Origin of the sequence: Streptomyces sp. IBSNAI002 (assembly GCF_052244475.1) — a bacterium.
Classification (GTDB): Bacteria; Actinomycetota; Actinomycetes; order Streptomycetales; family Streptomycetaceae; genus Streptomyces.
In genome coordinates this window covers 8,070,627-8,082,554 of sequence record NZ_JBQPXG010000002.1, presented here as the reverse complement: position 1 = coordinate 8,082,554, position 11,928 = coordinate 8,070,627, and the positions used below count along the sequence as shown (strand labels likewise).

General features: G+C 71.1%; 12 protein-coding genes and 2 pseudogenes. 5 read left to right on the top strand and 9 right to left on the bottom strand.

The window, feature by feature from the left end; all coding sequences use genetic code 11:
* Nucleotides 1–14 precede the first annotated feature (14 nt).
* From ACTVZO_RS37530 to ACTVZO_RS37510, 5 genes and pseudogenes are all read right to left on the bottom strand, one after another.
* Nucleotides 15–269 carry an aromatic-ring hydroxylase C-terminal domain-containing protein gene (locus ACTVZO_RS37530; protein WP_443303393.1) on the bottom strand — a complete coding sequence of 85 codons (255 nt, stop codon included), beginning with the start codon at nucleotides 267–269 and terminating at the stop codon, nucleotides 15–17.
* Complete coding sequence (locus ACTVZO_RS37525) at nucleotides 263–619, bottom strand: FAD-dependent monooxygenase (RefSeq protein ID WP_443303392.1); 357 nt, start codon at nucleotides 617–619, stop codon at nucleotides 263–265. Before ACTVZO_RS37525 ends, ACTVZO_RS37530 begins: the two co-directional genes overlap by 7 nt.
* A gap of 61 nt (nucleotides 620–680) precedes the next feature.
* Nucleotides 681–1,085 (bottom strand): annotated as a pseudogene (locus ACTVZO_RS37520) (hypothetical protein); the annotation flags it as partial.
* Nucleotides 1,061–1,135, bottom strand: a pseudogene (locus ACTVZO_RS37515) (hypothetical protein); the annotation flags it as partial. The pseudogenes ACTVZO_RS37515 and ACTVZO_RS37520, both read right to left, overlap by 25 nt.
* Before the next feature lie 392 nt (nucleotides 1,136–1,527).
* Entirely contained in the window at nucleotides 1,528–1,851 is a 324-nt protein-coding gene (locus ACTVZO_RS37510) for a plasmid stabilization protein (protein WP_443302618.1), read from the bottom strand.
* 491 nt (nucleotides 1,852–2,342) lie between these two features.
* On the opposite strand from ACTVZO_RS37510, the gene ACTVZO_RS37505 reads away from it, so the two are divergent.
* The gene (locus ACTVZO_RS37505) at nucleotides 2,343–3,539 is read left to right on the top strand and encodes a cytochrome P450 (RefSeq protein WP_443302617.1); all 1,197 of its coding nucleotides are present in this window, start codon (nucleotides 2,343–2,345) and stop codon (nucleotides 3,537–3,539) included.
* Nucleotides 3,540–3,823: 284 nt separating this feature from the next.
* Here the strand turns inward: ACTVZO_RS37505 and ACTVZO_RS37500 are convergent, their stop codons facing one another.
* Nucleotides 3,824–4,303, bottom strand: coding sequence for a hypothetical protein (locus ACTVZO_RS37500; RefSeq protein ID WP_443302616.1), 480 nt, complete (start codon nucleotides 4,301–4,303; stop codon nucleotides 3,824–3,826).
* Nucleotides 4,304–4,532: 229 nt separating this feature from the next.
* On the opposite strand from ACTVZO_RS37500, the gene ACTVZO_RS37495 reads away from it, so the two are divergent.
* Nucleotides 4,533–5,519, top strand: coding sequence for an IS481 family transposase (locus ACTVZO_RS37495; protein ID WP_443298085.1), 987 nt, complete (start codon nucleotides 4,533–4,535; stop codon nucleotides 5,517–5,519).
* 22 nt (nucleotides 5,520–5,541) lie between these two features.
* On the opposite strand, the gene ACTVZO_RS37490 is transcribed toward ACTVZO_RS37495, so the two are convergent.
* Complete coding sequence (locus tag ACTVZO_RS37490) at nucleotides 5,542–5,964, bottom strand: MarR family winged helix-turn-helix transcriptional regulator (protein ID WP_443302615.1); 423 nt, start codon at nucleotides 5,962–5,964, stop codon at nucleotides 5,542–5,544.
* 161 nt (nucleotides 5,965–6,125) lie between these two features.
* Between ACTVZO_RS37490 and eno the strand changes: the two genes are divergently transcribed.
* A complete protein-coding gene (eno, locus tag ACTVZO_RS37485) occupies nucleotides 6,126–7,433 on the top strand; it encodes a phosphopyruvate hydratase (protein ID WP_443302614.1) in 1,308 nt (435 codons plus the stop codon).
* Between the two features lie 106 nt (nucleotides 7,434–7,539).
* On the opposite strand, the gene ACTVZO_RS37480 is transcribed toward eno, so the two are convergent.
* A complete protein-coding gene (locus tag ACTVZO_RS37480) occupies nucleotides 7,540–8,178 on the bottom strand; it encodes an alpha-ketoglutarate-dependent dioxygenase AlkB (protein WP_443302613.1) in 639 nt (212 codons plus the stop codon).
* Between the two features lie 147 nt (nucleotides 8,179–8,325).
* Complete coding sequence (locus ACTVZO_RS37475; protein ID WP_443302612.1) at nucleotides 8,326–9,201, bottom strand: DUF4394 domain-containing protein; 876 nt, start codon at nucleotides 9,199–9,201, stop codon at nucleotides 8,326–8,328.
* Nucleotides 9,202–9,489: 288 nt separating this feature from the next.
* On the opposite strand from ACTVZO_RS37475, the gene ACTVZO_RS37470 reads away from it, so the two are divergent.
* Nucleotides 9,490–11,226 carry an amidase gene (locus tag ACTVZO_RS37470; RefSeq protein ID WP_443302611.1) on the top strand — a complete coding sequence of 579 codons (1,737 nt, stop codon included), beginning with the start codon at nucleotides 9,490–9,492 and terminating at the stop codon, nucleotides 11,224–11,226.
* A gap of 76 nt (nucleotides 11,227–11,302) precedes the next feature.
* The gene (locus ACTVZO_RS37465) at nucleotides 11,303–11,890 is read left to right on the top strand and encodes an alpha/beta hydrolase (protein WP_443302610.1); all 588 of its coding nucleotides are present in this window, start codon (nucleotides 11,303–11,305) and stop codon (nucleotides 11,888–11,890) included.
* Nucleotides 11,891–11,928 lie beyond the last annotated feature (38 nt).

Below are 11,928 nucleotides of genomic sequence, written 5' to 3'. Positions count from 1 at the left end.
CCGACGGGTACGGGTCAGGGTGAGCAGGTCGCGGAGACGGCCTCGTTCGCGGCCGCGGCCGGCTTGTCGTCGTCCTGGTCGGCACCGGCCCAGGCGACGTGCCCGTCGGGGCGGATGAGCGCGGCGCGTACCCCGCTCCAGGCGGCCGGCAAGGCGGTGGGCGCCGCGGTGTGGACGGCGGGCCCGGGCCGCGGCAGGCGGACGCCGAGCGTGCCCGCGGCCGTGAGGTCGAGCAGGAGGTGCGCGTCCGGGCGCAGGAGGCTCAGCATCGACGGTCCGTGCCGGTGACGGCCAGGCCGGGGGCGCGGGTACCGGTGAGCGGGTGCGCACCGGGGTCGGCGGCGGGGTAGCCGACGGAATGTCCGGTGAGCCGTTCGGACAGGGCGCGGCCGAACTCCGGGCGGGTGGCGATCATCCCGTCGAGCAGGGAGCGCAGGGCGAGGCCCTCGGGGGTGAAGGTGGCCATCACGGCGGTCTGGGCCCGGCTGTGTTCCATCAACTGGACGCCCACCGGGTGGCGTTCGGTGTGGTAGGTGTCCAACAACACTTCGGGGACGGCCGTTCTGGGTCGCGGTCGCTTCCAGCCGAGGTTGTGCGCGTCCTGGATGCCGACGTTCATGCCCACTCCCCCCGGCGGGGTAGTGCTGGTGGGCGGCGTCGCCCGCCAGCAGGACGCGGCCACGGCGGTACTCGGCCGCCGGCCGGGTCGCGTTGCCGAAGTCCTCGCCGGCGACGGCGACGACCTTCTGGCGCAGTTCCTCCCAGGTGAGGTCGCCGGGCCACTCGGTGGCGGCTGTCGGGGCCGGCGCCGACGATGCGGTGGCGTCCGCCGGGCAGCGGGGTCCGCGGTGAAGCCGGTGACGCGCCGGCCGCGGAGGATCGTGGCCCGAGCGAGAGGGCGAACTCCTGGAGCAGTTCCTCGGTACGGCCCTGGGGCATGAAGAGGGTGTACGGGTACGGGGTGTCCAGGTCGCGGAAGTCGAACCGGGTGTCGAGCACGGCGAAGTGGCCGCGGGTCGATCTGCGTGCGCGGTTCGATGACGGTGACCGGGACCCCACCCAGCCGGAGTTCGGCCGCGAGCCACAGGCCGACGGGACCGCCTCCCGCGATCAGGACGTGCTGCTGCTGTTCCATGACGGCTCCCCACCTTCTTGGTCACTGACCAGTAGCGTGGTTCGCAGCCCGGATGCTGGAGCTGATGGCGGACCCCGTGGCCGGCGAGGTCCCCGCTGGCCGGACTCCCCGAGGAGCCGGACCGGCGCGCCCTCCTGGCCCACCGCGACGGGGCGGGCGGCCCTGGTCGTCGGCACCTACGCCGCCGAAAGCACACCCCGGGCCTGGCCGAAGCGGTCTCCGAGGCGAGCCACCTCGCCCTCCACCGCACGTTCGCCCACCTGGCCACCGACTCCTTCGACGAGCGCTTCGAGTTCGGACTGAGCTCGATCCTGGACCGGCGCTGAGCCGCGCCGCCTTCGCCTCCCCCGCGGTCGTGCACGCCGCCGTGCTTGGACACGCGCACGGGCCGTTCAGGGGCCCAACGCCCGCTTCAGCTCCGCCTTGTCCATCTTCGAACGGCCCTCGATCCCCTTCCGCTTCGCCTCGCCGTACAGCTGTTCCTTGGTGGGGCCCTGCGCGCCGCTGCGGGAGCGCTGTCCGCCGCGCTTGGAGGACGACATGTCCTGGCTCGAGGAGCGGGATGCGGTCTTGGACTCGCCGGAGCGGGCGCGTTCCTTGTTCACGGTGCGGGCGGCGATCTCCTCGGCGCGCTTCGTGCTCTCTCCGCGCTGCTCGACGCTCTCCTTGATGTGCTCGTACTGCCGTTCCCGCTTGGGGCTGGAACCACGAGGCATGACAACGCTCCTCTGCTCGTAGTGCGATCTCGGCGTGCGATCTCGGCACGTGTGCGCGCCTGCCCCCCCGGTCATTTCATTCAGCCGGTTCACGCGTCCGTTCCCCGCCATCGGCCGGCCGCCGTGCGCCGGCTCTCCGTCCCTGCTCGCCGGCACGCTGCACACGGGCCGGATCGGCGGGCGGGCCGGTGCCGGGGCCCGTCCGGGACGGGACTCCCGGCGGGCGGCCGTGCTCGTCCACGGCCGCCCCCATATCGGGAAGCAGCTTCGGGCGCGGGTCCTGCTTCTTGGCGTTCATGATCCACCGACCTTTCACCCGGCGCCCGCGTACGGAGCACCGCCCCCGTTTTCGCGACTACCCCCGATATCGCCACATATCGAGCCTGCAAGAACCGTGATCAGGGTGTGCGGCATCACCCATGGGGCATTCGCCCTATATGCACCTTCTGAAACATCCCGTCATCCCTTGGACCGACAGCACGCTCTCCCTCATGGCCCAGGGCTACGCATGGCTCCCCGACCGGATGCGGGCCGCCGAGGACGGCATGGTCAGGACCCATCTGCTCGGCCGGCCGACGATCGCGCTGCGCGGTCCGGAAGCGGTCGGCTTCTTCTACCAGGAGGACCATGTCGTAAGGGCCGCCGCGCTGCCGGACCCCGTACTGGCCACCCTGTTCGGGCACGGCGCCGTCCATACCCTCGACGGCCGGGCGCACCGGGTCCGCAAGGCCATGTTCCTCTCGCTCCTCAAGGACCCGAACGGTGTCGCGGCGCTGGGCGAGGCCGTCCGGGAGCGTTTCCTGGCGTCCGTGTCCGGCCGGCCGCGGGAGCGCCAGGTCCTCTTCGACACCGCGGCCGAGTCCCTCGCGGCGGCCGTGTGCGACTGGGCGGGCGTCCCCCTGGCCGGGACCGCGGTCGCGGACCTGTCCCGTGACTGCACGGCCATGGTCGACGGCTTCGCGTCGCCCGGCACCCGCCACGTCCGCGCCCACCGGGCCCGGGTCCGGCAGGAGCAGGCTCTCGCAGACCTGGTCACCGATGTCCGCGCGACGCAGCCCGATGCGGTCACCGGCGGCTCCGCCCTGGGCGCCATCGCCCGGCACCGTGACGCCGACGGCGATCTCCTCGCCCCCGGGACCGCCGCGGTCGAACTGCTGAACGTCATCCGCCCCACGATCGCGATCGCCTGGCTCGCCACCTTCGCCGCCCACGCGCTGCACCGCTGGCCCCACCACCGCGAACTGCTGCGCGCCGGCGCGGACGGCGGCTACGCCGTCGCGTTCGCCCACGAGGTACGGCGCTTCTACCCGTTCGCCCCCTTCGTGGCAGGCCTCGCGGCACGCGACCTGACCTGGCGGGGCGAGGAGATCACGAAGGACACCCTGATCCTGCTCGACCTGTACGGCCAGAACCACGACCCCGCCCTGTGGACCCACCCGTACCGGTTCGACCCGCACCGCTTCACCGGCGGGCACAGCCGGATCGGCCTCCTGGTTGCCCAGGGAGGCGGCGACCCCGCCCACGGCCACCGGTGCCCCGGAGAGGACATCACCGTGACCGTCCTCGCGGTCATCGCGACGGAGCTGGCCCGGCTCGACTTCGACGTGCCCGAGCAGGACCTGTCCATCCCCCTGTCCCGCATTCCCACCCTCCCCCGCAGCGGTTTCGAACTGGTCCTGCGCCCGTGAGACACGCGTGGTCCGGGTCGCTGCGACGTTTGCCGCGCCGCGCCAGGAGCACGCGCCGATCGGGGGCCGTCCGCCCGCTCCGTCACCACGGAGGTACGAGGCCGCGGGCCTGCCGGTGACCACCCCCGTCAGGGACGGTTCGCCCTCGGCGTGGGGACCGGTGAAGCACTCAACGAGCACGTCCTCGGCGGCCGCCGGCTGTTACCGGCGGCCTCGAGGCGCGCCGGCACACGGACCGCGACAGGGCTGTGGGCACCGCGCTCAGGCCGTGGGGTCCGATCACGTCACGTGGGCTGGGCCCCGTGCCGCAGCCGGCGGCCCGCCGCATTTCGGACGCGGCGGGTTCGTCCGCGCTCGGCCAGCAGCCCGAGGGCTTCGGGTGAGGTCACGATCTGTGTGGTCGCGGCCGTGCGCTGGAACCAGTCGGATGCGCTGGTGAGTTCCTCGGCGGCCCACGGCTCGTCCAGGGCGATGGTTCTGAGCAGACTCCATTCGCGCAAGCGGCGGGCGAGGAAGGGGCGGTCCGCGATCACTTCGGTGAAGTTCTGGGCCCAGGGCGTGAAATGGGGGTCGGTCAGCAGGGCGGAGGCCCGGCGGTCCAGATGGTGGCCCACCGCGCTGTCCGCCATCATCGCGTCCTGGTCCTGCAGGACAGCAGCCGCCAAGTCGGCCTCGTCAGCCTCGGTGACGGCTTCCAAAGCTTCCAGATAGCGGGCGAACCGCCGGTGCTCGGCGGGTTCGTCGTCGGTGTCGGGGCCGGTCATTCCGCGATCCCTTCCGGCCGATCGACCCATCGGCCTCGCCAGGCGGGGCGCGTTGACCGCGCGCCAGCGAGGGTACGCGGATCCGATCAGGTTGCACACCATGGACCCGTGCGCTGCGCGCCTACCGGCTCTGGCGCAATACGAACGCCCGCCGTCCCGATCAGCGCGCTAGCTATGAAACTGCCGGACGTTGGTTACACATGGGTCTCCGAGTAGACGGAGGTCTGCCGTGCCCCCTTCACCTCAACAGCAGCAGGACCGTCAGGCCCAGCACCGCCTTGCGGTCCTGCGACACGCCGAAGAAGTCACGGGGAACGTCGCGCTGACCTGCCGGTACTACGGCATCAGCCGCACTTGCTTCTATAAGTGGCAGCGCCGTTACCAGGACGAAGGCCTCGACGGCCTGCGGGACCGGTCCAGCAAGCCGCACCACTGTCCTCACGCCACCGAGGCCGACGTCGTGAACAAGATCGTCTACCTGCGGCGGCACTACTACTTCGGTCCGATGAAGATCAAGATGTACCTCAAGCGGTACCACGACATCGACATCGCCTGTTCAGCCGTCTACCGCATCCTCAAGAAGCTCGGGCTGAACCGGCTGCCGGCCTCCCAGCGCTACAAACGCCACGACAAGCGCTACACCCGCTACGAGAAGCAGTTGCCCGGCAACCGCGTCCAGATCGACGTCAAATTCATCGAGCCGATCGGCCTCCCTGCGCAGGCTCCTGCGGCAGCGCCGGTGACCGGGCCCCTTCCGAAACGGCGGCGCCGGGCGAAGTACTACCAGTTCACCGCCATCGACGACTGCACCAGGCTGCGGGTGCTGCGGATCTACCCGCGGTGCGACCAGAAGACCGCCGTCCAGTTCCTCGACTACGTCCTCGAGCGCCTGCCGTTCCGCATCGAGGTCATCCAGACCGACAACGGCGCGGAGTTCCAGTCAGCCTTCCACTGGAACGTTCTCGACAAGGGCATCGCCCACACCTACATCAAACCCGCATCACCGCACCTCAACGGCAAAGTCGAACGCTCCCATCGCATCGACGCCGAAGAGTTCTACCGCATGCTCGACGGCCTCGTCATCGACGACACAGGCGTCTTCAACGACAAGCTGCGAGAGTGGGAGGACTACTACAACTACCACCGCCCCCACGGCGCCCTCGGCGGCCAGACACCCTACGAACGCCTCAAGCAGAAGACCGAGGCCCCGGTGTAATCAAGCACCAGCAGTCGCACACCTAGCGCGTGGCGAGCCGTTCCAGCAGGGCTGCGCTGCGTGCCAGCAGGGCCCGTTCCTCGTCACTGAGTTCGGCCTCGATGGCCTGTGCGAGCCAGCCGACCCTACGGCCGCGCTCCGCTTCGAGCGCGGCCCGGCCTGCGTCCGACAGCTCGACCAGAGACTTGCGGCCGTCCGTGGGGTGCGCCCGGCGCGTGATCAGGTCCTGTTCCATGAGCAGCCCCACCGCCCGGGCCATCGACTGCGGGCGTACTCGCTGGTCGGCAGCGAGGTCGCTGGTGGTCAGGGCACCTGCGCGGTCGAGTGCACCCAGCACGGCGACCTGGCCCAGCGGGATGTGGTCCTCGTGTTTGACGCGCCGGGTGAGCTTGCCCATGGCGGTACGCAGTTCGGCGGCGATGGCGGCGGCTTCCGTGGTGGGCATAGGGCACTTTAACCCTCTTTGCAGCAGGACTGCGCACCTTGTCTGCACAGTGAAACTGCACAGCAGAACTGTTCAGCATTGCTGTAGAGTCTGGTATGTCGGGTCGAGCGCCACCGTTGCCGCAGCCGGGGCCCGGCACCGCACAACGGGGAGGAACCCACATGTCCGCGAAGGAAGCCGGGACCGTCGACGCCACCATCGAGACGGTCACCGCCCGCCGGATCATCGACAGCCGCGGCAACCCCACGGTCGAAGTCGACGTCGCCTTGACGGACGGCTCCCTGGGACGCGCCGCCGTCCCCTCCGGCGCCTCCACCGGCGCCCGGGAGGCGGTGGAGCTGCGCGACCAGGACTCCGCGCGCTGGCACGGCAAGGGGGTCGACCGTGCGGTGGCCCATGTGAACGGGGAGATCGCGACGTCCGTGCGCGGCCGCGACGCGGCGGACCAGGCGGGGCTCGACGCCGCACTGGTAGCCCTCGACGGCACCGCGACGAAGGCCCGGCTCGGAGCCAACGCGGTTCTCGGCGTCTCCCTCGCCGCCGCCAAGGCCGCCGCGGCGGCCCACCGCCGGCCCCTCTACCGCTACCTCGGCGGCGCGGACGCCACCCTCCTGCCGCTGCCGATGATGAACATCGTCAACGGCGGCGCCCACGCCGACAATCCGCTGGACTTCCAGGAGTTCATGATCGCGCCGGTGGGTGCGGACACCTTCGCCGAAGCCGTCCGCATGGGCAGCGAGGTGTTCCACACGCTGCGCCGCGATCTGCTGGCCGCCGGACACTCCACGGGCGTCGGCGACGAGGGCGGCTTCGCGCCCTCGCTCCGTACCGCCGAGGAGGCCCTCGACTTCGTGATGGCCGCCATCGAGCGCACCGGCTACCGCCCCGGCGCGGACATCGGCCTGGTCATGGACCCGGCGTCCTCGGAGTTCTTCCGCGACGGCGTGTACGACTACACGGGCGAAGGAGTGCGCCGCAGCTCCTCCGAGAACGTCGACTACCTGGTCAAGCTGATCGACTCCTACCCGATCCTCTCCATCGAGGACCCGATGGCGGAGAACGACTGGGACGGCTGGCGCGAGCTGTCCGCCCGCGTCGGCGACCGCTGCCAGCTCACCGGCGACGACCTGTTCTGCACCAACGAGACACTGCTGCGCGAAGGCATCGCCACCGGCGCCGGCAACTCGATCCTGATCAAGGTCAATCAGATCGGCACGCTGACAGAGGCCCTGGCCGCCGTGTCCACGGCCCACCAGGCCGGCTGGACGGCCGTCATGTCCCACCGCTCGGGCGAGACCGAGGACACCACGATCGCCGACCTGGCGGTCGCCACCGGCTGCGGTCAGATCAAGACCGGCTCCCTCTCCCGCTCCGACCGCACCGCGAAGTACAACCAACTGATCCGGATCGAAGAGGAGCTCGGCGACTCGGCGCGCTACGCGGGCCGCTCCGCACTGCGCCGGGCGTGAACGGCAAGCCGGAGTAGGAACCGAGTGGCCCCCGATCACGATCGGGGGCCACCAGTGACCGGCGCCCGGCCGGCTGCCGGAGTCCGCCCTACGCGGCTCGGCGGGGCTACGGTCCGAGAGCGAGCAGGGTACGGAAGGTCACCGACACGCGCCGGCCGCGTGCGACGCGCCCTGTGGTTCCGGTTCCGGGGTCGCTCTTGCGTGCGGCGATGGCATGGCGCCAGGTGTAGCGGGCCGGGCCGGTCATGACCAGCAGGCTGCCGGGGGCGAGCGGCACTGCCAGCTTCGTGCCGTCCTCGGGGTTGGCGAAGTCCATGAGGCAGCTTGACCCCAGCGAGATCGCGGCGATGGCCGGACCGAAGCAGGGCAGGCAGTCGACGTGGGCGCTGATCCCCTGACCCGGCTGGTACTCGTTGACGATCACCTGCTCCGCCTCCTGGTCCATCAGACCTTCACGAGTGAGGCGAGCGGCCGCCTGGCGGGCCCATACGGGAAGCGGTGGAGCGGCTGCCTCCCGTACGCCCGCCACACTGCGGCGGCCGTAGTCGTACCGGTGGCCGTAGTGCTGCACCCGCCGCTTCAGCTGTGCCGACCACTCGGCGGTGTCGATGTCCGAGAGCAGGGCCTCGCAGGCCTCGGGAGCCAGCCAGTCGGCGATGCAGCGCAGTCCCGGCACCGCACCAGACGGCTGCGGCGGGGATATGGAATCGATGCCCAGGGAAAGCCGGCCGGAAGTCTCAGACATGACCCGAACAGTAGCCAGTCGTCGTGCGCCACGCTTTCGGGCGACTACGCGGCCACACCCTGCGCCCCCGCGCCGGCGGAACCGTCCGACAACGGCCCGGGCCTGTGGGCAACGACCCGCAGGCCCCGGGGAGGGTATGCGGTGGGTCTACTTCTGGTTGAGGGGCAGCGCCAGGTCGGTGACCTGGTACTTCTCCGGGAAGGCACCCTTGTCGGTGGCCTTGCCCGTCAGTACGTCGACGGAGTAGAGGCGGTATGCGCCGCCGGTGCCGATGGCGGCGAAGCCGCGGTTCGTCCCCGCGTCCGGGTTGTAGTAGACGTCGAATCCGGCGCCGAGGTCGGCATCGACCCCGAGGTTGCCGGTGGGGGCCAGGAGGCCGGCGTTGGCGGGTGACTGCAGGGAGATGCGGTTGCCCGTCGTGTCGAGGTCGAACAGGGATGTCGCCGTTGCGGCGTTGAGGTCGTTGTTGGTGTACGCGGCGCCGGTGACGCCCACGGCGGTCGACGGCGGGGTGGTGGGGTTCGTGAGGGGCCCGTCGACCGTCGTGGTCAGGGCGGCTGCCGCATCGTCGATGTTGTGGCGCAGGTTCTGGCCGGTGTCGGAGATGACCCGCAGACGGTTCGCGGCGGGGTTGAAGTCCACGCCGAAGGCTGTCCCGGCAAGCGCCTCAGTCAGCTGGGACACCTTCGTCGCCGCAGCGTTCGCGGTGTTCAGGGTGTAGACACCGCCTTGATTGCCGACGCCGTACAGCTGCTCGTTCTGGACACGGAAGTCGATTCCGACGAGCCTGGTGTCGCCGACGAGGCCGGAGACCTCGCCCAGCGGCCTGGGCTTGGACGGCTTGTTCACATCGAACTCGACCAGGCCCTGGTCGCTGGTCAGGCCGATCGCACTCAGGCCGCCCTTGTGGTCCGTCGCAGGCAGGGTCCGCGACGGGGTGTCGTCGGCAGCGGCGAGTGCGGGAGCCGCGCACAAGGCTGCGAGAACGACGGCGGACACGGCGGTGAGGGTGCGGTTTCGCATGGTCACTCCCAGATCGGATGGCTCGGCCAATGCGGCCGAGCGCTCGACGGGCATTCGTGACCGCGGCCACCGCGGACGCGTGCCTTCGGTGGATGCCACCCGCACGGCCCACGTGCGCTCCCCCGATTGCTCCGGTCCGTGGTGCCGGCATGGGCTCACCTCGGTCCGGAGACTTAGAACGCTGGTCTAAACTGAAAATCCAGTCAGTGCGTCGAAGGGGTGAGCCACGTGTTCTCGACCGGCCCCCAGTGGTCGCCTGCACCGATCCGTCCTCGAGGAGGCACCCGCATGACGCATGGATTCGATGTCGTGGAGACCTGTATCGCCGACCTGCGCGCCGCGCTGGAGAAGGGTGAGACCACCGCCGTCGGGCTGCTCCACGCCTACCTCGCGCGGATCGACGCGTACGACCGGCCCGGTACGGCCACGGCTCTCAACGCGATGGTCGTGATGAACCCGGACGCCCGGGCGGAAGCGGAGGCCAGCGACGCACGCCGCGCGCGCGGCGAGACGCTCGGCCCGCTGGACGGCATCCCGTACACCGCGAAGGACAGCTACCTCGCGAAGGGCCTGACCGCCGCGTCCGGCTCCCCCGCGTTCGAGCACCTCGTCGCCCAGCGGGACGCCTTCGCCATCGAGCGCCTGCGCGCCGGCGGGGCCGTCCTCATCGGGCTGACCAACATGCCTCCGATGGCGAACGGCGGCATGCAGCGCGGTGTGTACGGACGCGCGGAGAGCCCGTACAGCGCCGACTGGCTCACCAGCGCCTACGGCTCCGGCTCCTCCAACGGATCCGGCACGGCGACGGCGGCGTCGTTCGGCGCGTTCGGCCTCGGCGAGGAGACCTGGTCCTCGGGCCGGGCACCGGCGTCGAACAACGCGCTGTGCGCCTACACGCCCAGCCGCGGCGTGATCTCGGTACGCGGCAACTGGCCGCTGGTACCGACCATGGACGTGGTGGTCCCGCACACCCGCACCATGGCCGACCTGCTCGAACTGCTCGACGTCATCGTCGCCGACGACCCGCACACGCGCGGTGACCTGTGGCGCGCACAGCCGTGGGTCGCGCTGCCCCCGGCGTCGCAGGTACGACCCGCCTCGTACCCGGCGCTCGCGCCCGCCGACGCCGCGTCCGCGCACGACGCACTCGCCGGCAAGCGCGTCGGAGTACCCCGGATGTACATCAACGCCGACCCCGAGGCCGGAACGAACCCCGAGGGAGGCATCGGCGGCCAGACCGGCCGGCGCATCGACACGCGTCCCTCGGTCATCGCCCTGTGGGAAGCCGCACGCCGCGACCTGGAGGCCGCCGGCGCCGAGGTGGTCGAGGTCGACTTCCCCGTCGTGTCGAACTACGAGTCCGACCGCCCCGACGCACCCTCGCTCTTCACCCGCGGCCTGGTCAGCCGCGACTTCCTGACCTTCGAGATCGAAGACCTGTCCGCCTGGGCATGGGACGACTTCCTGCGCGCCAACGGCGACCCCGCGCTCTCCACCCTGACCGAGGTCGACGGCACCCGCATCTGGCCCAAGCAGGCGGGCGAACTGCCCGACCGCTACCACGGTTTCGACGACACGATCGGCGACTACCCGCGCCTCGTGCGCGAGCGCCCGTACGCGTCCCTCAGCGACATGCCCCACCTCGAACAGGGAGTGCGCGGACTTGAGGAGACCCGCCGGGTCGACCTGGAGCTGTGGATGGACGGACTGGGGCTGGACGCGGTGGTGTTCCCCGCGGTCGCGGACGTGGGCCCCGCGGACATGGACGTCTCCGTGGCGTCCGCCGACCTCGGCTGGCGCAACGGCGTCTGGGTCGCGAACGGCAACCTGGTCCCCCGCCACCTCGGCATCCCCACGGTGACCGTGCCGATGGGTGCCATGACGGACACCGGCATGCCCGTCGGGCTGACCTTCGCAGGCCGCGCGTACGACGACAACGCCCTGCTGGTCCTCGCCGCCGCCTTCGAGAAGACCGGCAGCCGGCGCACGGCACCGCCCCGCACACCGCGGCTGCCGGCAGAGTGACCGACCCGCGGCCCAGGGGTCTCCACGGGAATCCCCTGGGCGGAGCGCGGCGGTCGCTGCCACGTTTCCGGAGGCCGTGCGAGAGAACGAGGCGGACCGGTTGGTGGCCCGGGCCCGGCATTCGGCGGCGTGCGGCTACGCGGTGGCCGGCATCGACACCTCCGGGTGCGGTGACCGGCCCCGTTCCGCCGCCGACGAGGAGCTTCGCGCCGGCTTGCGCCGGGCGACGGAGGCCGGCGAGCCGGTCGACGAGGTCTTCGAGTGCCTGGTCGGCCGGCTGGTCGAAAGGGCGGTCCCCGGATGGCGGACCACCCTGGACGCCCTCTTGGCGCTGCCCGAAATCGGCGGCCCGGTCGGGTACTCGGGGTGGACCGCGGTCGGGATCCACCGTGCGGCGGTCGAGCCGAGCATCGCGGCCGCGGGCTTCTTCGCAGGGGGCTACGTGCCCCGCGCCCAGCGCGAGGAAGCCGGGCAGCTCACCCTTCCTCTGCTGTTCTTGCTCCAGTGGGACGACCAAGGGAACCCCCGGCAACGGGCCCTGGACCTGTTTGACGCCTTCGGTAGCGCGGAGAAGACACTGCACGCCAATCCGGGCGGGCACACCGGTACACCGTGGTTCCAGGTGGAGGACCGGAACCGGTTCCTCGACCGGCACCTGAAGTGAGGCGCTCCGTCTGCGCCGGGCGGTGAAGGCAAGTCACC

What these genes read in the sequence shown, in the direction of transcription:
- eno (WP_443302614.1), top strand. Translation starts at nt 6,126, where the DNA reads ATGTCCGCGAAGGAAGCCGGGACCGTCGACGCCACCATCGAGACGGTC.
- ACTVZO_RS37525 (WP_443303392.1), bottom strand. Translation starts at nt 619, where the DNA reads ATGAACGTCGGCATCCAGGACGCGCACAACCTCGGCTGGAAGCGACCG.
- ACTVZO_RS37500 (WP_443302616.1), bottom strand. Translation starts at nt 4,303, where the DNA reads ATGACCGGCCCCGACACCGACGACGAACCCGCCGAGCACCGGCGGTTC.
- ACTVZO_RS37530 (WP_443303393.1), bottom strand. Translation starts at nt 269, where the DNA reads ATGCTGAGCCTCCTGCGCCCGGACGCGCACCTCCTGCTCGACCTCACG.
- ACTVZO_RS37510 (WP_443302618.1), bottom strand. Translation starts at nt 1,851, where the DNA reads ATGCCTCGTGGTTCCAGCCCCAAGCGGGAACGGCAGTACGAGCACATC.
- ACTVZO_RS37490 (WP_443302615.1), bottom strand. Translation starts at nt 5,964, where the DNA reads ATGCCCACCACGGAAGCCGCCGCCATCGCCGCCGAACTGCGTACCGCC.
- ACTVZO_RS37505 (WP_443302617.1), top strand. Translation starts at nt 2,343, where the DNA reads ATGGCCCAGGGCTACGCATGGCTCCCCGACCGGATGCGGGCCGCCGAG.
- ACTVZO_RS37480 (WP_443302613.1), bottom strand. Translation starts at nt 8,178, where the DNA reads ATGTCTGAGACTTCCGGCCGGCTTTCCCTGGGCATCGATTCCATATCC.
- ACTVZO_RS37475 (WP_443302612.1), bottom strand. Translation starts at nt 9,201, where the DNA reads ATGCGAAACCGCACCCTCACCGCCGTGTCCGCCGTCGTTCTCGCAGCC.
- ACTVZO_RS37470 (WP_443302611.1), top strand. Translation starts at nt 9,490, where the DNA reads ATGACGCATGGATTCGATGTCGTGGAGACCTGTATCGCCGACCTGCGC.